This window comes from Flavobacterium sp. GNP011 (assembly GCF_056428925.1).
In genome coordinates, this window is the sequence record NZ_JBWJVJ010000014.1 from 40,984 (window position 1) to 65,789 (window position 24,806).

General features: G+C 33.4%; 20 protein-coding genes and 1 pseudogene. 6 read left to right on the plus strand and 15 right to left on the minus strand.

The genetic code is table 11. The annotated features are described in order from the left end of the window. Positions 1 to 108: 108 nt before the first annotated feature. From AC061E_RS11900 to uvrA, 6 genes and pseudogenes are all read right to left on the minus strand, one after another. The gene (locus AC061E_RS11900) at positions 109 to 402 is read right to left on the minus strand and encodes a putative quinol monooxygenase (RefSeq protein WP_158730561.1); all 294 of its coding nucleotides are present in this window, start codon (positions 400 to 402) and stop codon (positions 109 to 111) included. Between the two features lie 142 nt (positions 403 to 544). Then, positions 545 to 2,952, minus strand: a pseudogene (locus AC061E_RS11905) (alpha-ketoacid dehydrogenase subunit alpha/beta). 186 nt (positions 2,953 to 3,138) lie between these two features. Continuing rightward, on the minus strand, positions 3,139 to 5,964 hold the full coding sequence (locus AC061E_RS11910) for a gluzincin family metallopeptidase (RefSeq protein ID WP_478286436.1): 2,826 nt from the start codon (positions 5,962 to 5,964) through the stop codon (positions 3,139 to 3,141). 219 nt (positions 5,965 to 6,183) lie between these two features. Beyond that, positions 6,184 to 6,912, minus strand: a complete 729-nt coding sequence (locus tag AC061E_RS11915; RefSeq protein ID WP_144890655.1) for an LOG family protein — start codon at positions 6,910 to 6,912, stop codon at positions 6,184 to 6,186. 311 nt (positions 6,913 to 7,223) lie between these two features. Then, entirely contained in the window at positions 7,224 to 7,595 is a 372-nt protein-coding gene (locus AC061E_RS11920; RefSeq protein WP_478286437.1) for an endonuclease domain-containing protein, read from the minus strand. Positions 7,596 to 7,755: 160 nt separating this feature from the next. Next, complete coding sequence (gene uvrA / locus AC061E_RS11925) at positions 7,756 to 10,587, minus strand: excinuclease ABC subunit UvrA (RefSeq protein WP_478286438.1); 2,832 nt, start codon at positions 10,585 to 10,587, stop codon at positions 7,756 to 7,758. A 131-nt stretch (positions 10,588 to 10,718) separates the two neighbouring features. On the opposite strand from uvrA, the gene AC061E_RS11930 reads away from it, so the two are divergent. Together AC061E_RS11930 and AC061E_RS11935 are read left to right on the plus strand one after the other, a co-directional pair. Next, positions 10,719 to 11,651, plus strand: coding sequence for a ketopantoate reductase family protein (locus AC061E_RS11930; protein ID WP_478286439.1), 933 nt, complete (start codon positions 10,719 to 10,721; stop codon positions 11,649 to 11,651). Between the two features lie 86 nt (positions 11,652 to 11,737). After that, on the plus strand, positions 11,738 to 12,295 hold the full coding sequence (locus AC061E_RS11935; RefSeq protein ID WP_478286440.1) for a hypothetical protein: 558 nt from the start codon (positions 11,738 to 11,740) through the stop codon (positions 12,293 to 12,295). A gap of 55 nt (positions 12,296 to 12,350) precedes the next feature. On the opposite strand, the gene AC061E_RS11940 is transcribed toward AC061E_RS11935, so the two are convergent. From AC061E_RS11940 to AC061E_RS11960, 5 genes are all read right to left on the minus strand, one after another. Then, positions 12,351 to 12,935: an RsmD family RNA methyltransferase gene (locus AC061E_RS11940; RefSeq protein ID WP_478286441.1), complete on the minus strand. Its 585-nt coding sequence runs from the start codon at positions 12,933 to 12,935 to the stop codon at positions 12,351 to 12,353. Further along, positions 12,932 to 13,738 (minus strand): DUF3822 family protein, encoded by an 807-nt coding sequence (locus AC061E_RS11945; RefSeq protein WP_478286442.1) that lies wholly within the window; start codon positions 13,736 to 13,738, stop codon positions 12,932 to 12,934. Before AC061E_RS11945 ends, AC061E_RS11940 begins: the two co-directional genes overlap by 4 nt. Before the next feature lie 185 nt (positions 13,739 to 13,923). Beyond that, a complete protein-coding gene (locus AC061E_RS11950) occupies positions 13,924 to 14,757 on the minus strand; it encodes an OmpA/MotB family protein (RefSeq protein ID WP_478286443.1) in 834 nt (277 codons plus the stop codon). Between the two features lie 48 nt (positions 14,758 to 14,805). After that, on the minus strand, positions 14,806 to 15,804 hold the full coding sequence (locus tag AC061E_RS11955; RefSeq protein WP_478286444.1) for a glycosyltransferase family 2 protein: 999 nt from the start codon (positions 15,802 to 15,804) through the stop codon (positions 14,806 to 14,808). Between the two features lie 14 nt (positions 15,805 to 15,818). Further along, complete coding sequence (locus AC061E_RS11960; RefSeq protein ID WP_144890687.1) at positions 15,819 to 16,268, minus strand: type I restriction enzyme HsdR N-terminal domain-containing protein; 450 nt, start codon at positions 16,266 to 16,268, stop codon at positions 15,819 to 15,821. Positions 16,269 to 16,361: 93 nt separating this feature from the next. On the opposite strand from AC061E_RS11960, the gene holA reads away from it, so the two are divergent. The 3 genes from holA to ettA all read left to right on the plus strand — a co-directional run bounded on the left by holA (position 16,362) and on the right by ettA (position 19,358). Further along, positions 16,362 to 17,366 carry a DNA polymerase III subunit delta gene (holA, locus tag AC061E_RS11965; RefSeq protein ID WP_478286445.1) on the plus strand — a complete coding sequence of 335 codons (1,005 nt, stop codon included), beginning with the start codon at positions 16,362 to 16,364 and terminating at the stop codon, positions 17,364 to 17,366. Positions 17,367 to 17,432: 66 nt separating this feature from the next. After that, positions 17,433 to 17,609 (plus strand): CAL67264 family membrane protein, encoded by a 177-nt coding sequence (locus AC061E_RS11970; protein ID WP_086453741.1) that lies wholly within the window; start codon positions 17,433 to 17,435, stop codon positions 17,607 to 17,609. Positions 17,610 to 17,663: 54 nt separating this feature from the next. Next, complete coding sequence (ettA, locus tag AC061E_RS11975) at positions 17,664 to 19,358, plus strand: energy-dependent translational throttle protein EttA (protein ID WP_158729784.1); 1,695 nt, start codon at positions 17,664 to 17,666, stop codon at positions 19,356 to 19,358. Between the two features lie 126 nt (positions 19,359 to 19,484). Here the strand turns inward: ettA and AC061E_RS11980 are convergent, their stop codons facing one another. Together AC061E_RS11980 and AC061E_RS11985 are read right to left on the minus strand one after the other, a co-directional pair. Continuing rightward, positions 19,485 to 19,901 carry a thiol-disulfide oxidoreductase DCC family protein gene (locus AC061E_RS11980; protein WP_478286446.1) on the minus strand — a complete coding sequence of 139 codons (417 nt, stop codon included), beginning with the start codon at positions 19,899 to 19,901 and terminating at the stop codon, positions 19,485 to 19,487. Between the two features lie 67 nt (positions 19,902 to 19,968). After that, a complete protein-coding gene (locus AC061E_RS11985; RefSeq protein ID WP_478286447.1) occupies positions 19,969 to 22,134 on the minus strand; it encodes an endonuclease MutS2 in 2,166 nt (721 codons plus the stop codon). Positions 22,135 to 22,281: 147 nt separating this feature from the next. Between AC061E_RS11985 and ung the strand changes: the two genes are divergently transcribed. Further along, entirely contained in the window at positions 22,282 to 22,962 is a 681-nt protein-coding gene (ung, locus tag AC061E_RS11990; RefSeq protein ID WP_478286448.1) for a uracil-DNA glycosylase, read from the plus strand. A gap of 163 nt (positions 22,963 to 23,125) precedes the next feature. On the opposite strand, the gene AC061E_RS11995 is transcribed toward ung, so the two are convergent. Together AC061E_RS11995 and AC061E_RS12000 are read right to left on the minus strand one after the other, a co-directional pair. Then, on the minus strand, positions 23,126 to 23,500 hold the full coding sequence (locus tag AC061E_RS11995) for a DUF4258 domain-containing protein (RefSeq protein ID WP_478286449.1): 375 nt from the start codon (positions 23,498 to 23,500) through the stop codon (positions 23,126 to 23,128). Positions 23,501 to 23,535: 35 nt separating this feature from the next. Beyond that, on the minus strand, positions 23,536 to 24,735 hold the full coding sequence (locus AC061E_RS12000; RefSeq protein ID WP_478286450.1) for an alanine dehydrogenase: 1,200 nt from the start codon (positions 24,733 to 24,735) through the stop codon (positions 23,536 to 23,538). Positions 24,736 to 24,806 lie beyond the last annotated feature (71 nt).

The following is a 24,806-nucleotide window of genomic DNA, read 5'->3' on the forward strand; positions in this document are numbered from 1 at the left end:
TTTTTTTTTTCATTAAAAATATAAAAAAATGCCAATATAGCCCCGCTATATTGGCATTATAACAATTAATTAAGACGTTTTCTTAAATAAAATATGTTTTTGAGATACTTATTTTACAGCAAGTAAATCTACAAATTCAATTACAGGATCTTTAGATAAAAGCGTTCCCGCATTTGCCATTAAAGCTTCGGCTATTTTACCTGCCAAATGTGCTTTTCGTCCTTCTTCCGTTTCAAAAGTATCAAAAATTCCAAATGTTGAAGTTCCTATTTGCCACCCGTACCAATTCACCGTTTCAGGTTCATCTAATACTAATGGTAGGGCACTTTTTAAAAATGCTGCCACTTCATCTTCTTTTCCTTCTTTAGCTTCTAGTCGAGCTAATAATGCGTATTTTTCCATAATTATTTTAGTTTTAGTAAAGATAATTAAACTGGAAGTTGTTTAGTATAGTTTAACTTTTGTTGAGGATTGTTTTTTAGAAAATTAAGTAATAAAAAAAAACCAATCTAGATTTAGATTGGTTTTTAACTTATTTTAAAAATTAATACAATGAAGGAAATTTTAATGGATTTACTTCGTGCATCATTTCATAAACTTTTTCATAAATATCCTCAGCCGATGGTTTAGAGAAATAATCTCCATCAGTACCATAAGCAGGTCTGTGGGCTTTTGCAGTTAAAGTTTGTGGTTTACTGTCAAGGTGTTCATAAGCATTTTGCTCCTCAAGAATTTGTTGCATGATATAAGCCGAAGCTCCTCCTGGTACATCCTCATCAATTACTAGTAAACGATTGGTTTTTGCAATACTTTTTATAATGTCTTTATTGATGTCAAATGGTAAAAGTGATTGTAAATCAATTACTTCGCAATCAATACCAACTTCTTGTAATTCTATTGCAGCTTGTTGTACGAGTCTCAACGTAGAACCATAAGAAACTAATGTAATATCGTTTCCATGTTTTAAAGTTTCTATAATACCTATTGGAGTTTTGAATTCGCCATAGTTCAAAGGCATTTTTTCTTTCAATCGGTATCCATTCAAGCATTCAATCACTAGAGCTGGTTCGTCACATTCTAATAAGCTGTTATAAAATCCGGCAGCTTGAGTCATGTTTCTAGGTACCAAAACATGAATACCACGAACTGCATTGATGATCATTCCCATTGGTGAACCAGAATGCCAAATTCCTTCTAAACGGTGTCCTCTAGTACGAATTATTAGGGGGGCTTTTTGTTTTCCTACTGTTCTATATTGTAAAGTTGCTAAATCATCACTCATGATTTGAATAGCGTACAATAAATAATCTAAATACTGAATTTCAGCAATAGGACGTAAGCCTCTCAATGCAAGACCTATTCCTTGACCTAAAATGGTAGCTTCTCTAATTCCTACGTCAGCTACTCGAAGTTCTCCATATTTCTCTTGCATTCCTTCAAGACCTTGATTTACATCGCCAATTGCTCCAGCATCTTCACCAAAAATCAATGTTTCAGGATATTTAGTAAAAATAGCATCAAAGTTATCACGCAAAATCATTCTTCCATCAGTATCTTCTTTTGCATCATCTGCATAAGTAGGTAATGCCATTTTTGATGAAAATATATTTTCCTTTGTTTCAGAAAATAAATTGCTGCTGAAGTTTATCTGCTCTTTCTTAGTGTAGTTTGTGATCCACTGTGAAAGCTCATTTTTTCCAGATTCGTTCAAAATTAATCGCAGTACTTTTCGAGCTACAACCAAGATTTCTTTTTTAAGAGGCGATTTTATACCACTTAGTTCACCTACATACTGCATAATGCGCTCTTGGTGAGCACTAGTACTTGCAATTTTTTGCAATAGTGCTATTAAGTCTTTTTGAACTTCAATTATAGGCTCAAGAAAAGCTGTCCAAGCTGCTTTTTTACCTTCTAAAACTTCTTTTTTTGCTTGTGCATCAATCGTATCAATTTCTTCGGGAGAGGCAATGTTTATTGCAATCATCCATAACTTCATTTGTCTGATACAGTCAAATTCTCTTTCCATGCTAATCGATCTGCATTTTTATAACGCTCATGTGATCCAGAACTTGAGTGCCCTTGAGGTTGTGTTAACTCATTTACATGAATTAAAACGGGTACATGATTTTCACGAGCAACTGTGGCTGCTTTTTCATAAGTAGTAATCAAATCAGCGTAATCCCAACCTTTTACTCTAAAGATTTCATACCCATTAGAATCTGCTTCTTTTTGATAACCTTTTAAGATTTCAGAAATATTCTCTTTTGTAGTTTGATGTCTTGCATGAACCGAAATTCCGTACTCATCATCCCAAACACTCATCACCATTGGTACTTGTAAAACACCTGCTGCGTTGATTGTTTCAAAAAATAATCCTTCAGATGTACTTGCATTACCTATGGTTCCCCAAGCAATTTCATTTCCTTGATTAGAAAAATTTGCAGCATTTGGAATACCTGATACTTGTCTGTAAATCTTAGAGGCTTGAGCAAGTCCTAACAAACGTGGCATTTGGCCCGCAGTAGGAGATATATCTGAACTTGAATTTTTTTGTTTTGTTAAGTCTTTCCATGATCCATCTTCGTTAAGACTGTGTGTTGCAAAGTGCCCGCCCATTTGTCTTCCGGCAGACATTGGATCATGTTTGATGTCAGTGTGACCGTACAGTCCAGCAAAAAACTGTTGAATTGTAAGTTCACCTATTGCCATCATAAAGGTTTGATCACGGTAATATCCGGATCTAAAATCACCATTTTTGAAAGCTTTGGCCATAGCCAATTGAGGAACTTCTTTGCCATCACCAAAAATTCCAAACTTGGCCTTTCCTGTTAATACTTCTTTTCGTCCTAATAAACTGCACTCACGGCTTATTATTGCTGTGGTATAGTCTTTCAAAACTTCGATTTTGAAATCTTCAAATGTCAATGCAGAATTGGTTTTTTCTTTTATCATAATAGAAAAGTATAACTTTATGCTGCAAATTTACTTAAAAACAACCTATTATCATAGCGCTTTGAAAAAAATAGAATTTAATTTTCGCAATTTATTCTAAGTAAATGAAGTTTATTTTTTTGTTATATGTAATTTTATATTCGATTACTTAAGAATAATTCAATAATTTTACAAGATAGCTTTCGTTTAGAACCACTTTCGATTAAAAAGATTGAGTAATGTTTTAGGTGAAAAAGTTACAATAAAACGTATTTTTTCGTTGTATTTGTTCTGAGAAATTTCCCAACCATTGTTAGAGTAGACTGGAAAGTAAAGCTCAAAGTAGTCGGTAACCAGGTTCAAGCGTATGCCGCTGTCATAGACAAAACGCTCTTTTGAGGCACTATTTTTAATTAATCCTACATCTCCATATAGCTCTATCCAATTCCAAATGCTGTAACTAGCGTTCAAACTTGTAAGCCATCTGTTTGCAAATGGAGTGTCTATTTTTGATTTAAAACCACCCTCAGCAATAATGTATTGCTGACTAAAAAGTCCACTATTCTCTGATCTTCCTATGTAATTATAGTCAAATAAATAATCGGTAGGACGATCTAGCGCAAAACTAAAAAAGTTAGATTGTGTTTGATTATGCAAAAAACTTCCGACATAAAATCGTAAATTGAGTTGACGGTTATTTTCAAAAAGTTTTCTATATTCAATTTCTGCTGTAAGTTTACTAAATTTTCCTGAAGCCTGTAAATCAATGGCAAAGTTTACATGATTGGTAACTTCAGTTTTTGTATTTATATAACGAGCATTAAAAACAGAGTAATTAGTTGCAGTATTCTCAGTAAGAATTGCACTTTCATCTTTATTAACAATGACTTGTCGAAATAGAATTAATTGTTTTCTATTATCTCTAAAGTTTGGCTCACGAATGCGCAATTGAATTGATGGATTTAATCTAAAATACGCTGCGTCTTGTGCGTAATTAAAATAATTGGCACTTATCCCATAGCGAATGTTATACAGAGTACTTGTCCTAATATTTTGGTTCACCACAAATGCTGCTGATCCAGATATATTTTGTGATCTCGTAGAGTAAGATGGATTGACATCAAAACTAAAAGGTTTGTCTAGAATTGTTTTATTATGCAACCGAATGCCCGGGGTAAGGCCATCATATAAATTATAGTAAATAGAAGGGACGTACAAAATTTGATTGTAATACGGATCTTCAAGATCTTTCATAAAAACAAATTTAATAGGTCTGTTATTAGGCAAAAAACCATTTAATTTTTTCCAGTTATTACGCAAGTTAAATTCTGGAACTTCATTTTTTAAGTTTAATATTAATCTGTCAATGTTTTTTCTTGGAATGGTCAAGGTGCTATCGCAGGCTTCAATATCAAGCCATTGTTTGAAAACAGTAGCACCTTTCTTAGTTCCATAAACAGGTATAGGAATTGCCGTTCCTGTTTTATTCTTTACAGAAAAAGTAATACTATCCTTTGTCTTACTTAGAGTTGTAAATTTGTAATCAATAAGATCTCTAGAGTTGATCATGGTTGTAAAAAACCAACTTATATCTTTTTTTGTTTTGGATTTTAAAAGGGTTTCAAAATCATTTCTTGTGGCTAATTTATTTTGGTTCTTTGCATACAAATCTTGAATACTTTGAGTCACAATATCTTGTTTAATATAATCATCAAGAAACCTAATACTTAATCCAGCTTTGTATTTATTAGCAATTTGTTCATTAAATTTAATTAAATTATTTTTAGATTCTCCTAAGGGTTGATCTAGATTTTTACGAGCCATTAACATATAAAAATAGCTGTACTGGTCATTAAAACCAATATTTGCAATATTAAAATTACGCAATAGTTTAAATCGGGCTAGGTTGCCAATCATTTTTGTGTTAGGATAATTTTGGTCAATATATTGCATCATAGCAAAAACCTGAATCCCATCATAAATCCAATTTTCTTTTCTAGGGTCAAGGTGTAAACTTGTTTTGAGAAATGAATTTAAATATGTTTTTAAAAACTTAATTTCATACAAAAATTCTTCTGGGAAGGGACTCAAAAAAGAGGGTAGTTGGTTCAAGCCATAAAACGGATTTTTATCATAATCATTTTGAGTGATAATGATTTTTTCATGTGGATATTTTCCAATAAATGCATTGGTAAAGGTGACTACTTTATCAATTACTAACGCTTTTTGAACATCGTTTAACTTAGTGTTTTTTAAATCGGTGACAACATCAACGATATTATTTTTAAAACTTGTAAATTCTGGTTTTGAGGTAATTATCAAATTAATGTTTGTACGATTATCTCCTTTTAAAAGATGTGTGGTTTCCTCACCTTTTTCTTCAAATTGCAGTATATTTAAGTCTGTAGATAGTTTTTTTTTGGAAGGTAGTGTTATTAAAACTTCAAATGAGGTAATGCCATTTGCACTATCATCAAGATTGTTGTTGCTATATTGTAAAAAGTTGTTGCTTTCATATCGTGCTGGGACTAAAAAACAGTTTTTTAAACTAAAATTCCCTTCATTATCAATGCCATAATTTGTAAATTTCGCATTCGGAATTTTTAGCGTGTAAGTAAGTGTGAGTTTTATTTTTTGAAAAGGCAAAATGGCATTGGTTAATGTCACAACAACACAATCCGGGTTTTTTTCAGGCCGGTTCCACTGTAATTCGGTGGTTGTATCTAGTATTTTTAAATTTTGAGTACTTCCACGATCATCCTCTTTGGCTAGGTGAAAACCTCTGTAAAACTCATCCGAAAACCGTTTGGCTAGTGGTGTAAATTTAGTAGCATAAGCGTTATTCCAATCGTTAAAAACTAAAGCAGTAAGTGTGTCGTTAGACTCATTGTTATATACAAATTCTTGTTCTACGGTGATAGTTTTGTTTTCAGGATGAACAACCGCTCTCATTTTAGTAAAATGCTGACTGTAATTTTTTTGTATTCCAATAAACAAAAAAAATGTTAACGTAACTCTTATATAGGTTTTCAAATTTGTACTACTTTGTTTAAAATTAATGCTAATAAAAAATCAAGTGCTTATTGTAAAAATTAGTTTAAATATTTAAGATTCTGTATCAAAATCATTTCTTTTGAATATAAACCAGCTGCACTCAAAGGGCTAAATATAAGTATTATTCAACACGAAATTTTTATTTTTTTTAAATTTTGACAAAAAAAAGAAGCTGTAATGAGCAGCTTCTTTTTTGTATTAAAAATTAGGAGATAAATCGTATTTCTTATAAAAGGCATCAATTACTGCCACAACTTCATCTTCGGTATCTACAATTTTAATTAAGTTTAAGTCCTGAGGACTCACTGTTTTTTCTTTTTCTACAAGCACCGTTTTAACCCAGTCTAACAACCCAGACCAGAAACTGCTTCCTACCAGAATAATAGGGAATTTTCCAATTTTCTTAGTTTGAATCAGCGTTATAGCTTCAAAAAGTTCGTCTAGTGTACCAAAACCTCCTGGCATAACCACAAATCCTTGCGAATATTTCACAAACATTACCTTGCGTACAAAGAAATAATCAAAGTTTAAGTTTTTATCCGTGTCAATATACGGGTTAAAATGCTGCTCAAATGGCAGCTCAATATTCAATCCTACAGAGGTTCCACCGCCTAAATGCGCTCCTTTATTTCCAGCTTCCATAATTCCAGGACCACCGCCAGTAATTACCCCGTAACCCGCTTTACTAATCTTGTAAGCAATTTTTTCTGCTAATAAGTAATTCGGATCCTCCGGCTTGGTTCTCGCCGATCCAAAAATAGACACACAAGGACCTATTCGCCCCATGCTTTCGTACCCATTTACAAACTCTGACATGATTTTAAAAATCGCCCAGCTGTCATTAGTACGTATTTCATTCCAATCTTTCTGCTTCAATCGGTCTTGGATAACCTTATCCTCGTCATTATCAAAATCTTCTAATCTCATATTCTGTCTTTTAATTATCTTTTCTATTATTTTTTAGGAGCTTTATCCTGCTGTCCGTTCTATCTTTTTATTTTTTAAAGAAAAAAATAAAAAGGATGCCACTTCCATCAGGGCTAAAAACCGAGCCTGCTAAAGTAATTCTTTTTTTAAAACTGAAGCTTATTGATTTGCCACTTTTTTATTTCCCTCCTTTGGAGGGGTTCACGCCGCGGTGGGCGGGGTGGCTTTTTATTGGTAAATTTTCAAATCTTATTTTACTTAAGTACCAAACTCCAAAATAATATATTCCTCCAGCTCTTTCATCACATTATTCAAATCATGTTTACCCTTAAATCAGAAATCCGATATAACTTTAATCCTAAAGATAGTAGATACACTTCTCTCTTTTTATCGTATTCTTCTTTATTGTTATGGCTTGAACCATCAATTTCGATTACCAACCCCAAGGTTTTGACGTAAAAATCTACGATGTAATTACCTATGATTCTTTGTCTGTCAAAATCTATTTTCCAAAATATTCCTTTATGAACTTGCAACCAAAAAATCACTTCTGAAAGCACGCCTGCTTTGCGTAAGGCTCTAGCCCTAGATTTTAAGTTTATGTTGTAGGGTAAGTTTTCGATGAAATTTCTATAAATTGGCGAACCGTTTATAAAAGCGGTTATTTCGCGATTACTTTCCATACGATTTACTTTTTTTAAATTCCCTTCATAGTAGAGGTTACAATCAAGTGTATGTCATTACTAGATATCAATTTACATAAAAAAAGCCAATTTTTGCAAAAATTAAAACAAATAAAACCACCCCGCCCGACGCGGCGGGCACCCCTCCAGAGGAGGGGAATTAAACCAACTCTTTCTTTAAAAACTGTGCCGTATAGCTTTTTTTACTTTTCGCTACTTCTTCAGGCGTTCCCTTGGCGATTAGTTGCCCGCCACCCTTTCCGCCTTCAGGTCCAATATCAATAATGTAATCGGCCAGTTTAATGACGTCCATATTGTGTTCAATAATTAAGATCGTATTTCCTTTATCAACCAGCTTATTGATTACTTCCATAAGTACTCTAATATCCTCAAAGTGAAGTCCTGTTGTAGGTTCGTCTAGGATGTAAAAGGTATTTCCAGTGTCTTTTTTAGACAATTCTCCCGCTAACTTGATACGCTGCGCTTCACCACCAGAAAGTGTAGTGCTTTGTTGTCCTAGAGTGATGTAACCCAAACCTACATCTTGTAAGGTTTTAACTTTTCTATATATCTTCGGAATCATTTCAAAGAATGGAACAGCCTCGTCAATAGTCATATTCAACACATCCGAAATGGATTTTCCTTTGTATCTAATTTCTAGTGTTTCTCTATTAAAACGTTTTCCTTGACAGGTCTCGCATTCTACATACACATCAGGCAAAAAGTTCATTTCTATTGTTCGAACACCAGATCCTTCACAGGTTTCACAACGTCCGCCTTTTACATTAAAGCTAAAACGACCCGCCTTGTATCCCCTAATCATACTTTCAGAAGTCATTGTAAATAGATTTCTGATTTCAGTAAAAACTTCGGTGTAGGTTGCTGGATTGCTACGTGGTGTTCTACCAATCGGGCTTTGGTCAATATCAATCACTTTATCGATATGTTCTAAACCTTCAATTTTTTTGTACGGTTGCGGTTTTTTAACACCATTAAAATAATAAGCATTCAAAATAGGGTAGAGCGTCTCGTTAATCAAAGTCGATTTTCCACTTCCCGAAACTCCCGTCACGCAGATCATTTTACCCAAAGGCAACTCAATTGAAACGTTTTTTAGATTATTCCCCGTTGCTCCAGTTAGTTTTAAGAATTTTCCGTTTCCTTCTCTTCGTTTTTTTGGAACTTCAATTTGCATCTCTCCGTTCATATACATCGCAGTAATAGTATGATGTTTGAGGATTTCAGCAGGAGTTCCTTTACTGATGATTTCACCACCATATTTTCCGGCTTTTGGACCAATATCAATCACATAATCGGCACGTTCAATCATGTCTTTATCGTGTTCCACCACAATTACAGAATTTCCAATATCGCGCAATTGTTCCAACGAATGAATCAGTTTCTCATTGTCTCTTTGGTGCAAACCAATACTTGGTTCATCCAGAATATACAACACACCAACTAACTGTGATCCAATTTGCGTAGCCAACCGAATGCGTTGTGCTTCACCTCCTGAAAGTGATTTAGAGCTTCGGCTTAAAGCCAAATAATTCAGGCCTACATTCATCAAAAAGTTCAATCGATCCTTAATTTCTTTGATTACTTCCGTAGCAATACGCTTCTGTTTATCAGATAAATGACTGTCTAAATCATTAAACCAAGCGGTCAAATCCGAAATGTCCATATCGCACAGTTCGGTAATATTTTTTTCATTGATTTTAAAGAATAGTGCCTCTTTTTTTAATCGCGAACCTTCACAAACCGGACATTTTATCTCGTCCATGAATTCCTTTGCCCAGCGCTTGATGGTGGTTGATCCACTCTCGTCATGTTGGTTTTTTATAAAATGCGAGATTCCTTCAAAATCAATTTTATATTCTTTAGTAACTCCAGCTGTTTTCGATTCGATGCTAAATTTTTCTTTACCACCATTCAAAATCATTTCCATCGCTTCTGCAGGAATGGTTTCAATAGCATCAGTCAGTTCAAAACCGAATTTTTCACCAATGGTTTCCAATTGCTTAAAAATCCAAGAGCTTTTGTATTCGCCCAAAGGAGCAAAACCACCCGCCTTTATAGATAATTTTGGGTTTGGAACAATTTTTTTGCTGTTGACTTCATTTACAGTTCCAAGTCCGTTGCAATGATCGCAAGCTCCTTTTGGAGAATTGAAAGAAAATAAATTGGGCTCTGGATTTTGATAGGAAATTCCAGTGCTTGGACACATCAAGTTCCGACTAAAATAGCGCACCTCATTCGAATCTTGGTCTAAAACCATCAATACATTTTCACCTTGATTCATGGCGGTATTGATACTTTCCATCAAACGTTTGGCGTTATCTGGCGTGTCTTCAATTACCATTCGATCGACTACAATCTCGATGTCATGCGTTTTATATCGGTCGAGTTTCATCCCTAGAGTAATATCAAGTACGTCGCCATTAACACGAACTTTCAAGAAACCTTGTTTGGCAATTTGTTGAAAAAGCTCTGCGTAATGTCCTTTTCGAGCTCTAATTACAGGAGCAAGAATATTGATTCGTTTTCCTGAAAAATCCTGAATAATCAAATCCTTAATTTGCTCGTCAGAGTAAGAAACCATTTTTTCGCCACTGTTGTAACTGTAGGCATCGGCACCACGAGCATAGAGCAAACGTAAGAAATCATAAATTTCAGTTATAGTTCCTACGGTGGAACGCGGACTTTTACTGGTCGTTTTTTGTTCAATAGCAATCACAGGAGAAAGCCCGTCAATTTTATCAACATCAGGACGTTCTAAACCACCTAAAAACTGACGCGCATAAGCAGAAAACGTTTCTACATAACGGCGTTGCCCTTCGGCATAAATGGTATCAAAAGCTAAGGAGGATTTTCCAGATCCCGAAAGACCGGTAATGACAACCAGTTTTTCCCTTGGAATGGAAACATCTATATTTTTTAAGTTGTGCACGCGAGCGCCTTGAACTTCAATGGTATTGTCTTTGTCTAACATAATTTTTGGCAAAAAAGCAAAGTTACCATTTTGATTTGTTCTTTTGATGCAACAGTTTAGAAGTTTGTGTTAAAGATTATAGTATTTTTGGTAATGACAAAGAACATACCTTTAGGTAAAAGTTTATTTATATGAAAACAAGAATTGGAATTTTAGGAATTGGTGGAGTAGGAGGCTATTTTGGGGGATTATTAGCAAAGGCTTACTTAGATACAGATACTATTGAAATTGTATTTATTGCCCGTGGTGATACCCTAAAAGTCATAGCGCAGAATGGATTGAAAATAACGACGGATACTACTGAAAGCATTGTGTTTCCTAAATTGATATCCAATAACCCATCAGAGATTGGAACTATAGATGTCCTTATTTGTGCTACAAAAACCTATGATATTGAAAACAGTTTGATGTCGATAAAAGATTGTATTACCTCTGACACTATGATTCTGCCATTATACAATGGTGTAGATGCAACCGAACGGATTCAAACACTATTTCCTGAAAATACAATTTTACAGGCTTGTGTTTATATTGTTTCCATGATTACTTCTCCTGGAAATATTAAGAAAATTGGTTCGTATGAGAAATTATTTTTTGGTTCTAAAACAGTACCAATTTCAAAATTAGAAAAATTACAATCTATTTTTACAAATGCAAAAATCGAAAGCTATCTTGTCGAAAATATCGAAGAAACGGTATGGGAAAAATTTGTTTTTATTTCGGCTTTAGCCTCCGCAACTTCCTATTTAAATGAAAATATTGGCGGGATTTTAAATAATCCTAGCAATAAGGAACTATATATTTCATTGTTAGAGGAAATCGCTACTGTTGCTTTGGAAAAAGGGATTAACTTACCCAAGGATATTGTTACTCAAACCATAACAAAACTAGAAAAATCGCCTCAAGACAATACATCATCCATGCACAGAGATGTTTTAGCTGGAAATAATACAGAGGTGAAATCATTAACAGAGTATGTAGTTGTTGAAGGATTAAAATACGGGGTTCCAACACCGATGTATCAATTAATTTTAAAGAATTTACACGTTTTTAAACAATTATAGTATAAAATTCTGATTTTTTGTAATTTAAATTAGTAAGTTTGATCTATATGAAATCAAATTCTTTTTAAAAATAAAAATAATTACTTATGCACCTATCGGTATTTAAAAACAGTAAAATAGTCATTTTAGCAGTATTTTCAACCATCACTTTTTCACATTCGGCTGCACAGGAAAAACCAACTGTAGCTAAAAGTCAATTTAAGATAAATGTGTTGCTTCCAGGTTTTGTGTACGAGCATGGACTGAGTTCAAAAAACACGTTGTATTCAGAAGTCAGTTCAGGATACGGATATACCTCAAATACGTTTGGAAATACTTCAAGATTTTATCCTTTTATAAATACTCAGATTAGGCATTATTATAATTTAGATAAAAGGGTAGCCAAAAATAAAACAATCAAAAAAAATACAGGTAGTTTTGTTGCTTTTGAAGCTAGTTATAATTTCGAATCAATAAATACGAATAAAAATTTTCTTCCATCAGATGCTTCATTAATTGCAGGTCCAGTATGGGGATTTCAGAGAACATACAATAAAAATTTTAACCTCGATTTGAACGCAGGTATTGTGTATAAGTTTAAAAACACTGATTCGAATGTGATACCGATTATAAATTTTACGCTTGGATGGGTAATTGGTAAATAATATAAATCACAAAAAAAGCTCTATTTAAGAGCTTTTTTTATTGAAATAGATTAATTTAATCTTCTTGATTCAGAGAAATTACTTTTGTATCATCGGTTTCGTTTTCAATTTCAAAAAAACTAAAAATAGAACCTCCATAACTTTTCTGAAACGAAAAATGCATCATATGGTCGAGCTTCGTATACTTCGAGTGTTCAATAACCATCATTCCATCTTCGTTGAGTAATTCTTTTTCAAAAACTAACATCACTATTCTCTCGAATGTTTTTTGGTCTAATCCATAAGGTGGATCTGCAAAAATGATATCGTATGATGTTTTGCATTTTTCTAAATAAGCAAACACATCACTTTTTGTAGCGGCAATATTGAAATCGTATTCGGCTGCAACTTGTTTGATAAATTTTACGCAACCAAAGTCACCATCAACAGAAGTTATTGGAGTACTACCGCGAGAGGCAAACTCATAACTTATGTTTCCAGTCCCTGCGAATAAATCTAATATTTTGAGGTCTTCAAAACTAAAATGATTGTTTAAAACATTGAATAAAGCTTCTTTTGACATGTCTGTTGTAGGGCGAACAGGTAGGCCTTTTGGAGGTGAAATTCTCCTTCCTTTATATTTTCCGGATATGATTCTCATGAGTTAAAAAGTATGTAATGGGCTCTGTTTTCAGCAACAGAAAAATAATTATTCCAACGTAAATCTTCCACGTCAATGAGAGATACATTTCGAATGTATTTGTAAACAATTGTGTAAAAATCACTTTCAATCTCTATTTTTCCAATAAATTCTAATGCAAAATATTCAGGATTCATTCCTAACTGTTCTGCAGTAAAAAGAATATAATAAATCAAATCCTCAGGGGTTTTGTAATCAAATGAATTGAAAAATATAAGTTTTTGATTTTCTATAACTACTATTTCAAAATGACCCGTATTAAGGTGGATAAACATTTTTTTATCCAGCTTGTATTTTGATAATTCTAATAATTTTGCAACTAAAATGCTGTGAGCATGCTTGTAAGTAAAGGAACCAAAATGATCTATAAAAAAATTATTGATATTCACGTAAGGAATATAAACCGTATTCATTTGATAGTTTTCTAATGAATCAAACGTAAAAAAATCGGTTTCAAAAACTTTAGTATTGTATTGTAAATAACTACCTAATGCTTCTTCATCAAAAAATAGAGTAGGAACAAAAGTTGCTAAATTATTATTATGTATTACAAGTATTTCATCGTATTTTTCAGATAATTCTACATGTTTTTTAAAAGCATTTGCAAATAAATCTTCAATTTTTGTTGTTTTTGGAAAAGCATCGAAATATACCTCGTTAAATGAAGAAACCGTATCATTTAAGGTATCAAAACAACAAAAAGAAAGTCCAGTCAAGGAAACTTGAATAGATAATTTTTTATAATTTTTTTCGATTAGATCCATGAAAACACATATTTTTTGACCTCGCAAACTTACAAATTTAATCACTAATATTTATCCCATTGTTAAGGAAATGATTTTGATTTCGAATTATAAGTTTTAATACTATAAACCAAAGGATAGCTTGATTTCATTAACAAAAAAAACGCCTCTGATTGAGGCGTTTAAAATACAATTTTAATAAAAAACTATTGTTTTTGTTTTTTCATTTCTTTTTCAATCATTTCATAAAATTGATCAATTTTTGGTAAAACTACAATTCTTGTTCTACGGTTTCTCGACTTATTTTCAGGTGTATCATTAGCAACAAGTGGTATGTATGAACTTCTACCAGCAGCTATCAATTGCTCCGGTTTTACGCCAAGTTGATTTGTAAGAACGCGAATAATGGCAGTAGAACGTTTCACACTTAAATCCCAGTTATCAAGCAAAACTCCAGTTCCATTATAAGGTACATTATCCGTATGTCCTTCAACCATACACTCAAAATCTGGTTTATCATTTACAACCTTAGCTACTTTTGCAAGTACTCCTTTGGCTTGATCTGTTACATCATAACTTCCGCTTTTAAATAATAATTTATCAGCAATAGAAATAAATACTACTCCTTTTTCAACATTTATTTCAATATCTGGATCAGATATTCCTACAGAACTTTTCAAGCTAGTAACAAGCGCAAGAGTTACACTATCTTTTTTGGTCAAAGCATCCTGCATTCTGCTTATTTTTAAATCTTTCTCTTTGATTGATTCTAATGCTTTTTCAATATTTTCAGCACCTTTTGTAGATAAAACAGTCATGTCTTTAGAAACGCTAATCAAGCCTTGATTTTGTTCTTTTAATGTAGCGGCAGTTGCTGCAAGTCCTGCTTTTTCTTCTAAACAAGAATTAAGCTTTACAGTGGCAGTATTTAGTAGGTCTTGTGTTTCTTTATTTTTCGCCTCTAAATCAGCATATTTCTTTTTAGAAACACATGAAGTCATAAGGGCTAAAACAGTTAAGGTCAATGCTATTTTTTTCATAGATATTATATTTTTTGTTACTGAAACAAATTTAGTTTTTTTGGAACACTATACTCTAAATAAATCGTTAAAAACAGTGTATCCTTTAATGAAGTAATTAAAAACGATACTTTTTGTCTTGTAGTATTTAAGTGATTGTGTTTTATCTCTTTTGGCATAGTTTTTTTTAAATAACTTATAAAAAGCCCCATGAGCTTTAAGTATAGCCCAAAAATGTTTCCCTTTTCCTTGCAATAAGAATTTTATTCCTGCAACACCATCTAAAATCATTCTAGGAAACAAAATAACAAAGAGTTGTTTTTTAGGTAAGTTTTTGGTTAGCATCAACAAGGAATTTCTAAAGTTCAAATACGTTTTTAGAGGGTTTCCTTGTTGTAAAGTAGCACCACCTACATGATACACAACAGATTCAGAATTATATTTAATAGTATATCCTTTATTTATTGCCCGCCAACATAAATCTATTTCTTCTTGATGGGCAAAAAAATCTCCATCAAACCCTTCGAGTTCATGGTAAACAGCATTTCTGATAAAAAAACAAGCTCCAGAAGCCCAAAATAAATTTGTTTGATCATCGTATTGTCCTAAATCTTTTTCTAGAGTTTCAAATATTCTTCCCCTGCAAAATGGATAGCCATACTTGTCTATAAAGCCTCCAGCTGCTCCAGCATATTCAAAATATTCTTTATTTTTAAAATCTAATATTTTGGGTTGAATAATAGCGGTATTTGGTTCTTTTTCAAAGATTTTTGAAATAGGTTGCAACCAATTTTCGGTGACTTCAATATCAGAATTGATTAGCGCATACACATCGGCATTCACATGTTGAAGTGCTTCGTTATAGCCTTTTGCAAACCCAAAATTACCAGAATTTTGAATAATCTCAACCTCAGGAAAATTTTGTTTTACAAAAGCAACTGAGGCATCTGTAGAAGCATTATCTGCCACATATATACTCGCTTCTTTTGAAAATTGTACTACTGAGGGTAAAAATTGTTCTAATAATTTGGTTCCATTCCAATTAAGGATAACAACGGCTATTTTCATGGTGTAATAATGTGCTAAAGTGGCCCGTAATTGGGCAAATCTTTCAGAAATTGATATTTTTCATTTTCAAAATCCATTTGGCAAAAGTAGTGATTCAATCCATTGGTTACCATCAAAAAGTTGGCTTGTAATGTCATATTGTATTGGGCTATTTGGTCAAATGTGACTTGTGCTATTTGAATTTGAGGGGCTTTGCATTCTACAAGGATATTGATTGTACCGTCAGTATTGTAAACAACAACATCGTACCTTTTGCGTAAGCCGTTGACTTTTAAGACTTTTTCAACATTTATTAAAGAAAGGGGGTATTCTTTTTGTTCCAATAAAAACCGAACTACATGCTGCCTTACCCATTCCTCAGGTGTAAGAATTATAAATTTTTTACGAATGACATCAAAAATAGCTGTTTTATTTTCGCTATTTTTGAACCGAAAAGTATAGTGTGGAAAATTGAGAATTTGCATGGTGCAAAAGTATTAAATAAGTTTAAAAAGTAAAGTTTAAAGATCCATTCTTAATAAACATTCTTTGCCCTTGAGAACTTGAATTAAATTGAAATGGACGAAGTCATAAAAATTGTAAATGATATAAAAAGCGGTTCCATAAAACCCATTTACCTTTTAATGGGTGAGGAGTCTTATTATATTGACAAACTCTCAGATTTTATTGAAGAAAAAGTATTATCTGAAGAAGAAAAAGGATTCAATCAAACCGTTTTATACGGACGAGATGTAACTGTTGAAGATGTGATTGCTACTGCAAAGCGATATCCTATGATGGCGGACCGCCAAGTTGTAATTGTAAAAGAAGCTCAAGATTTAAATCGAACATTTGATAAATTTGAAGCTTATGCAGATAACCCAATGCCTTCAACCGTTTTAGTATTGTGTTATAAATACAAAACGGTTGACAAACGAAAAAAAGTAACCAAACTTATTGCGAAAAACGGATTGGTTTTCGAGAGTAAAAAACTATATGAAAACCAAGTAGGCGATTGGATTAAGCGTGTACTCTCTGGCAAAAAATACATGATAGAGCCTAAAGCTGCAGCAATGCTTGTAGAGTTTTTAGGTACTGATTTGAGTAAAATAAACAATGAATTAGAAAAACTACAAATCATTTTACCTGTTGGTAGTACAATAACACCCCAACATATTGAGGATAATATTGGTTTTAGTAAAGATTATAATGTTTTTGAACTTAGAAAAGCACTTGGAGAGCGCAATCAGTTGAAAGCGTATAAAATAGCTGAAAACTTTGCCCAAAACCCAAAGGAAAACCCCATGGTGGTAACCACTAGCTTAATATTTGGTTTTTTCATACAGCTTTTAAAATACCATGGTTTAAAGGATAAAAACCCAAAAAATGTGGCAGCCGTAATAGGTGTAAACCCATTTTTTATGAAAGAATATGATGTTGCTTTGAAAAATTATCCAATGAAAAAAGTGAGTCAAATTGTAGGAGCACTTCGTGATATTGATGTCAAAAGTAAAGGTGTAGGTGCAAATGCAATTTCACAATCGGATTTATTACGAGAGATGCTTTTTAAAATATTCAATTAAAATTATAAAAATTCCGATATTTGCAACTCAAATCGTAACAAAACATTTATAAATAAAGTAAGTAACATGAATAAAAATACAATCTTAGGTTGGGCAACACTCATTATGATTTTAATGGGATTATTGCTTATTGCTCTGGGCGCGTTTCGATATGATGATGTTGCTGGATGGGGATTTGCAGCAGTAGGAATTGGATTTTTAGCAAATGCTTGGGTATTTAGTTCACTCAAAGGCAGGTTGTAAAAGTACAAACACAAAGAGAAAAATAAATAAAAAGATAACTGTAAAACATAAATTATGTCAGACGATAAAAAAGTAATATTCTCAATGCAAAAATTGAGTAAAACCTACCAAGGTGCAGATAAACCAGTACTTAAAAATATTTATTTGAGTTTCTTTTATGGTGCCAAAATAGGTATATTAGGACTTAATGGTTCTGGAAAATCATCACTTTTAAAAATTATTGCAGGTGTTGATAAAAATTATCAAGGAGATGTTGTTTTTCAACCGGGTTATACGGTAGGATACTTAGAGCAAGAACCAATTTTGGACGATTCTAAAACCGTTTTAGAAATTGTTCAAGAAGGCGCAGCAGAAACTATGGCTGTTTTAGCAGAATACAATCAAATTAATGATTTGTTTGGACTTGAAGAAAACTATTCTGATCCAGACAAAATGGACAAATTGATGGATCGTCAAGCGGCTTTGCAAGACAAAATTGATGCGCTGGGAGCCTGGGAAATTGACACTAAATTAGAAATAGCTATGGATGCCTTGCGTACTCCAGATGGTGATACGCCAATTAAAAATCTTTCTGGTGGTGAGCGTCGTCGTGTGGCTTTATGTCGTTTGTTGTTGCAACAACCAGACGTTTTGCTTTTAGATGAGCCTACCAACCACTTGGATGCTGAGAGCGTTCTTTGGTTAGAGCAGCATTTAGCACAATATTCAGGAACAGTAATCGCTGTAACGCACGATAGATATTTCCTTGATAATGTAGCTGGTTGGATTCTAGAGTTGGATAGAGGAGAAGGTATTCCGTGGAAAGGGAATTATTCGTCTTGGTTAGATCAAAAATCTAGCAGAATGGCTCTTGAAGAAAAAGTAGCTTCAAAACGCAGAAAAAACTTAGAGCGTGAGTTGGATTGGGTTCGTCAAGGTGCCAAAGGACGTCAAACTAAGCAAAAAGCACGTTTACAGAACTACGATAAATTGTTAAACGAAGATCAAAAACAATTAGACGAAAACTTGGAGATTTACATTCCAAATGGTCCACGTTTAGGAACCAATGTTATTGAAGCTAAAAATGTAGCTAAAGCTTTTGGAGACAAATTATTATATGATAATTTAAATTTTACGTTGCCACAAGCTGGAATCGTTGGGATTATTGGACCAAACGGAGCTGGTAAGTCTACTATTTTTAAAATGATAATGGGTGAGCAAGCTACAGATAGTGGTTCTTTTTCTGTTGGTGAAACTGTAAAAATTGCTTACGTAGATCAATCGCATTCTAATATTGATCCTAATAAATCTATCTGGGAAAATTTCGCTGATGGTCAGGAACTGATCATGATGGGCGGAAAACAAGTTAATTCTAGAGCATATTTGTCTCGTTTCAACTTTGGTGGTGGAGAACAAAACAAAAAAGTTTCGATGCTTTCAGGTGGAGAACGCAACCGTTTACACTTGGCAATGACTTTGAAGGAAGAAGGAAATGTACTTTTACTGGATGAGCCAACCAATGATTTGGACGTAAATACGTTAAGAGCATTAGAAGAAGGTCTAGAGAATTTTGCTGGTTGTGCTGTGGTAATTTCGCACGATAGATGGTTCTTAGATAGAATTTGTACGCACATTTTAGCTTTTGAAGGCGACTCTGAAGTGTATTATTTCGAAGGAGGTTTTACTGAATATGAAGAAAATAAAAAGAAACGTTTAGGTGGTGATTTAACTCCAAAACGTTTAAAATATAGAAAATTAATTCGCAACTAATTTTCTCCTATTTTATTGAAAAAGGCTGTCTATTTGGACAGCCTTTTTTATTGTAATAAATCTTTATGTAATTAATTAGATGAAGTTGCTTAACTTGTTTAAAATAAAACAATTAAGCGGCGTGTTCTAACTTAAAAATTTTGATTTATGAGCCTCTGTAGGCATCATACAACTTTCTTTTTTACCGTACCATTTGTATCTGTTTTTTGCAACATAATCATAAGCAATATTACTAAATGAAACAGGGAAAAATCCTAAAATACTTGCAAAAGTAAATACTCCTCCTAATTCCTTGGCAATTTCTAATGCTGCTTCTGCTTTGTAATAGTAAGCAACTCCTGGATGATACAAGATGATGCTATCCATTTTTTGCGAATCAATTCCTAAATAATTAGTGATCTCATGGCCTAAAGCAGATTGTAAAGCTACAAACCTAAAAACGTCTTTTGTATCATGCTTAATAATAAGCTGTACCGAGGTATCACACAAATTGCAAACGCCATCAAAGAGTATTATTTTTTTATTTTTTGGAAGATCTTGCATGTTGAAAAATCAGTTAAATTAGATTAATAAAAAATATAGAACAATTATTGTGTTGTTCCGCATGCATTTACTTTTTTCCTGCCTCAACAAATTCTAAAACATCTAAACTTGCTTTTGAAGTAAAAACACCATAATTGACTGTGGCTTTATTTTTTTCGATACTATCAATCGTTCCAATGGCTTTTCCGTCAAACATACGCACTCGATCGCCTACTTTTAGAACTGGTTTTGGCTTTTCAACCACTACTTTTTGTTTTTTCTCTTTCTTTTCTTTTCTGATTTCTTCTACCTGAACGGTTACTTCTTGGATGACTTCTTTCTTTTTTTCAATCTGCGCTTTTGTTTCTTTAGCAGTAGCTTTTTTACGCTTGGAATTTTCAATTTCAATAATTTTCAAAAACTCACCCAATAATTCTTTTTTATTTTTGTTGTTGAAATACTTTTCAGAAATGTCTTCAATCTTTTGTCCAATATAAATAGTCTTTTGATTGCTATCGTACAACTCTTGGTAACTTTCCAGTTTTTGCTTAATTTTTACGTTGATATTTTCCATTTTTTTGCCCTCTTCACGTGCTTTGCTTTCTTCTTCTTTTAGCGTTTGCGAAGTTTTTTCAAGCTTAGAGCGTTCCTTTTGTAAGGTGGCAATGGTTTTATCAAATCGGACTTTCCCAACTTCAATTTTCTTTTTGGCGCGATTAATCAAGCTAAAAGGAATTCCGTTTTTGAGTGCAACCTCAAAAGTAAATGAACTTCCTGCCTGACCCAGCACTAATTTATACAATGGTTCAAGTGTTTTCTCGTCAAAAAGCATGTTGGCATTCGTCGCAAAAGGTAATTCATTAGCAAGAATTTTCAAGTTCGAATAATGGGTTGTGATGATACCAAAAGCTTCTCTGTGGTAGAACTCCTCTAAGAAAATTTCAGCCAAAGCGCCTCCTAATTCAGGATCAGATCCAGTTCCAAATTCATCAATTAAAAACATAGTTTTTCTGTTGCATTTTTTCAGAAAGTAATTCATGTTTTTTAATCGATAACTATACGTACTTAAATGATTTTCAATAGATTGATTATCTCCAATATCAGTAAGGATTCTGTCAAATAAAAAGGTTTCACTGCGCTCGTGTACAGGAATCAACATACCAGATTGCAACATCAATTGTAATAAACCAACTGTTTTTAATGAGATGGTTTTTCCACCAGCATTAGGTCCTGAAATGACAATAATTCTATTTTCTTGTCCTAACTCAATGGTTTGTGGATGCGTTATTTCGTTTTTTTGCTTGTTATTTAGATACAAAATAGGATGAAAAGCATCTCTAAAATACAATCTGCGATCTTCAGTAATCGTTGGTAGAATTCCGTTTATTTTATTGGCATATTTGGCTTTTGCAGCAATAACATCGATGTCACTTAAGAAATCTTGATACTCAACCAATAAAGGCAAAAAAGGTCTGATTTGATTGGATAAAAGTTTTAGAATTCGGGTTATTTCCTCTTTTTCTTCATATTCTAGATTGCTCAATTCTCGGGAATATTGCAAAGTTGCTTCGGGTTCAATATACGCAATACTACCCGTTTTTGAACTGCCCATGATAGAGCCTTTTACTTTACGGCGGTACATGGCCAGAACAGCCAAAACTCTTCTGTTTTGTACAAAACTCTCTCTAATATCATCCAGGTAACCCAACGAATTATAGTGTGTCAGTGCTGTTCCAAAACTCTGATTTACTTTTCCGCGCACCGCATTCATACTCCTACGAATGTTCAATAAATCTGGCGAAGCATTGTCTTTTATTTCGCCGTATTTATCAACCACATCGTCAATCATGGTGATGATGTCTTTGGTCAATTCTACTTGATTAGCTCTATGATTTAAGTTTGGATAGTAGTCTTCGAATTTTTTTAAAAACTGCAATAAAAAATTCACGGTACTCGAAAGGCTTGCAATTTTTCTAAAACTACCTACTTCAAGAAAACTATCTTCAATAGCAAGAAATTTGATTTCGTGTGATATGGCTTCAAAACCGTGATTTGGGATGGCATTGTTATTTTGAAAAGACGAAACATACTCTGAGGTTTGCATTAAGGCTTGCATCAAGGTTTCTTTGTCTTTAAAAGGAGTTATTTCAAGTGCTTTTTCTTTTCCGATATCAGTATTGCAAATAGAAGAAATTGTTTCTAATACAGTTGGAAATTGTAAATCTTGTAATGTTTTTTCGGTAATGGAGATCATTTATGGTTCAGTCTTTTGAACTACAAAAATAGCTAATAGTTAAGACTATTTAACAGACTTTCACAAAGAATTAAATAATGTTTATAGCGTTTTATGGAGCTAGATTTCACGTAATTCAAAGTATCTTTGTGTTTTTAACGAAATCAAATGAAATACGATTTAAACCCTTCCTGGAAAGAAATTTTAAAAGATGAAATAACTAGGCCATACTTTAAAGAATTGATGCGCCATGTGGCATCAGAATACGAACAACATACCTGTTTTCCTCCTAAAGAATTGATTTTTGAGGCTTTTAACCAATGTTCTTTTGATGCTGTAAAAGTGGTAATTATTGGTCAAGATCCCTATCACGGAGTGGGCGAGGCTAATGGACTTTGTTTTTCGGTAGCTGATGGGGTGCGCATACCGCCATCATTAAGAAATATTTTCAGAGAAATGAGTGACGATTTAGGAACTGTCTTTTTGCCTACATCAGGGAACTTAGAGTCGTGGGCTCAACAAGGAGTTTTGTTGCTTAATGCTACTTTAACAGTGAGACAAGATAGCCCTAATAGTCATAAGGATTTAAAATGGAGTCAGTTTACTGATGCAGTAATTGAGTTCATCAATTTTGAAAAAGAAGGTGTTGTATTTGTACTCTGGGGCAGTTTTGCTCAAAAAAAAGGAGTGAAAATAGACCGAAACAAACACTTAGTTTTAACATCGGGTCATCCATCACCATTGAGTGCAAATCAAGGGAAATGGTTTGGCAATAAACATTTTAGTCAAGTGAATGATTATCTAGTAGCGAATAATAAAAAAGCTATTGTTTGGAATACCGAAAATTAGTCTGAGACAAGATGTTTAATTTTATTTGGTTGTTTTGCGTGACTGATGGTAGTGGAGCTCTTTTTAGGCGGGCTTTTTTGCCCGACTAGAAAAGCGGGAACGTACAGCAGGACCCGAAGCTTTTGCGTAGGGGCACGCCCAAAAAATGAATATGCTGAGAAAATTATTTTTTGATGATATCTTCTAGTATAGCTTTGTCACTGTAATTGATGATTTTTAAAACAACTTCTTGATTTTTGATTGTTTTGCCTTCAATGGTGTACATTTTTCCTTTTTTTACAATTAGGTTACTGTTGTCAAAATCAACATCACCGTATTGTAAAGAGTTTTTTATATCAGCGGTATCAATCCATTTTTGCGCTAGTATTGACGATGCTTTATCAGAGTAATAGAAAGGTTTGTTTCTCAAGTCATTTAAGACTCTCGCATTTGGGAAATAGTTGCAACGGGTGTCTTTTCCGCTGAAAACAAGGGCTACAAAAAAAAGTCCGATCACTAAACCAACTAAATAATAAGCAAAACGCTGAAAAAATTTCATAAAATATTTTTGTGCAAAGGTACTTGAAAAATTTCTTAAAAAACTATTAAATTTATATCGCTATGAGGCAAGTCAAACCAGTCTGCAATGGCGCTATTGGTGTGAATACCGTGGTACATATAAACTCCATTTTTTAAGCCTTTATCACAACGAATGGCGCGTTCGATGCCGCCATCTTCGGCAATTTTCATTAAGTAGGGTGAAATAATGTTGCTAATGGACAAGGAAGCCGTTTTTGAGTAACGAGACGGAATGTTAGGTACACAGTAATGCAACACATTATTCTTTATAAAGGTAGGTTTTTCATGTGAAGTCACTTCTGAAGTTTCAAAACAACCTCCAGTATCGATACTGACATCAACAATTACGGCTCCATTTTTCATGTGCTCTACCATTGTTTCTGACACTACCACGGGACATCTGTCTTTGCCTCTCATAGCACCAATGGCTACATCACAACGTCTTAAAGCTTTTAAAAGAGCTTTTGGTTGAATGGTTGAAGTAAAAATACGTTGGTTTAAATTGTTTTGTAATCTTCGCAATTTAGTGATAGAATTGTCAAAAACTTTGACACTAGCTCCAAGACCTATAGCTGTTTTTGCGGCAAATTCGCCAACAGTTCCAGCTCCTAAAATTACAACATCAGTAGGAGGAACTCCTGTAATATTACCAAATAACAAGCCTTTTCCAAGGTCATTAGTGATCATTAATTCGGCAGCAATTAGAATAGAGGCCGTACCGGCAATTTCACTTAATGATTTTACTGCAGGATAGGTGCCATCTTCATCTTTAATGTATTCAAAAGCTAATGCAATGATTTTCTTTTTCGATAAAGCTTCAAAATAGGCTTTTGTTCTCGTTTTAAGTTGAATGGCTGAAATTATGATCGTTTGCGGATTCATCATTTCAATTTCACTAAGTGTGGCAGGTTCAACTTTTAAAATCATGGGACATCCAAAAACTTTTTTGGTATCACTTGTTATTTCGGCACCAGCATTGCTGTATTCTTTGTCAGTATAACTAGAACTAAGCCCAGCTCCAGCTTCAATCATCACGCGATGTCCTTGAAAAGTTAAGGAGTTTACGGCATCGGGTGTAAGGCAAATACGTCGTTCTTGAAAACTAGTTTCTTTTGGAATACCAATAAAAAGTTCACTTCTATGTCTAGCAATCTCTAGCTTTTCTTCTTGTGGTAAAAGCTGCTGTTTGGTGAATGGCGTAGTAGTAATTGACATTTTTTTATGATGAATTAAGCGTCCAATTTACGTAAATTTTGCTAATTAAAGCACTACATTTTAGTAAATTA

Bases quoted from the DNA above. Each gene is read 5' to 3' on its own strand.
- AC061E_RS11985 (WP_478286447.1), bottom strand. From the start codon at position 22,134: ATGATCTCCATTACCGAAAAAACATTACAAGATTTACAATTTCCAACT.
- AC061E_RS11980 (WP_478286446.1), bottom strand. From the start codon at position 19,901: ATGCAAGATCTTCCAAAAAATAAAAAAATAATACTCTTTGATGGCGTT.
- AC061E_RS11900 (WP_158730561.1), bottom strand. From the start codon at position 402: ATGGAAAAATACGCATTATTAGCTCGACTAGAAGCTAAAGAAGGAAAA.
- AC061E_RS11945 (WP_478286442.1), bottom strand. From the start codon at position 13,738: ATGGATCTAATCGAAAAAAATTATAAAAAATTATCTATTCAAGTTTCC.
- AC061E_RS11915 (WP_144890655.1), bottom strand. From the start codon at position 6,912: ATGAGATTAGAAGATTTTGATAATGACGAGGATAAGGTTATCCAAGAC.
- ettA (WP_158729784.1), top strand. From the start codon at position 17,664: ATGTCAGACGATAAAAAAGTAATATTCTCAATGCAAAAATTGAGTAAA.
- AC061E_RS12000 (WP_478286450.1), bottom strand. From the start codon at position 24,735: ATGTCAATTACTACTACGCCATTCACCAAACAGCAGCTTTTACCACAA.
- holA (WP_478286445.1), top strand. From the start codon at position 16,362: ATGGACGAAGTCATAAAAATTGTAAATGATATAAAAAGCGGTTCCATA.
- ung (WP_478286448.1), top strand. From the start codon at position 22,282: ATGAAATACGATTTAAACCCTTCCTGGAAAGAAATTTTAAAAGATGAA.
- AC061E_RS11970 (WP_086453741.1), top strand. From the start codon at position 17,433: ATGAATAAAAATACAATCTTAGGTTGGGCAACACTCATTATGATTTTA.
- AC061E_RS11920 (WP_478286437.1), bottom strand. From the start codon at position 7,595: ATGGAAAGTAATCGCGAAATAACCGCTTTTATAAACGGTTCGCCAATT.
- AC061E_RS11995 (WP_478286449.1), bottom strand. From the start codon at position 23,500: ATGAAATTTTTTCAGCGTTTTGCTTATTATTTAGTTGGTTTAGTGATC.
- AC061E_RS11930 (WP_478286439.1), top strand. From the start codon at position 10,719: ATGAAAACAAGAATTGGAATTTTAGGAATTGGTGGAGTAGGAGGCTAT.
- AC061E_RS11950 (WP_478286443.1), bottom strand. From the start codon at position 14,757: ATGAAAAAAATAGCATTGACCTTAACTGTTTTAGCCCTTATGACTTCA.
- AC061E_RS11940 (WP_478286441.1), bottom strand. From the start codon at position 12,935: ATGAGAATCATATCCGGAAAATATAAAGGAAGGAGAATTTCACCTCCA.
- AC061E_RS11960 (WP_144890687.1), bottom strand. From the start codon at position 16,268: ATGCAAATTCTCAATTTTCCACACTATACTTTTCGGTTCAAAAATAGC.
- AC061E_RS11935 (WP_478286440.1), top strand. From the start codon at position 11,738: ATGCACCTATCGGTATTTAAAAACAGTAAAATAGTCATTTTAGCAGTA.
- AC061E_RS11955 (WP_478286444.1), bottom strand. From the start codon at position 15,804: ATGAAAATAGCCGTTGTTATCCTTAATTGGAATGGAACCAAATTATTA.
- uvrA (WP_478286438.1), bottom strand. From the start codon at position 10,587: ATGTTAGACAAAGACAATACCATTGAAGTTCAAGGCGCTCGCGTGCAC.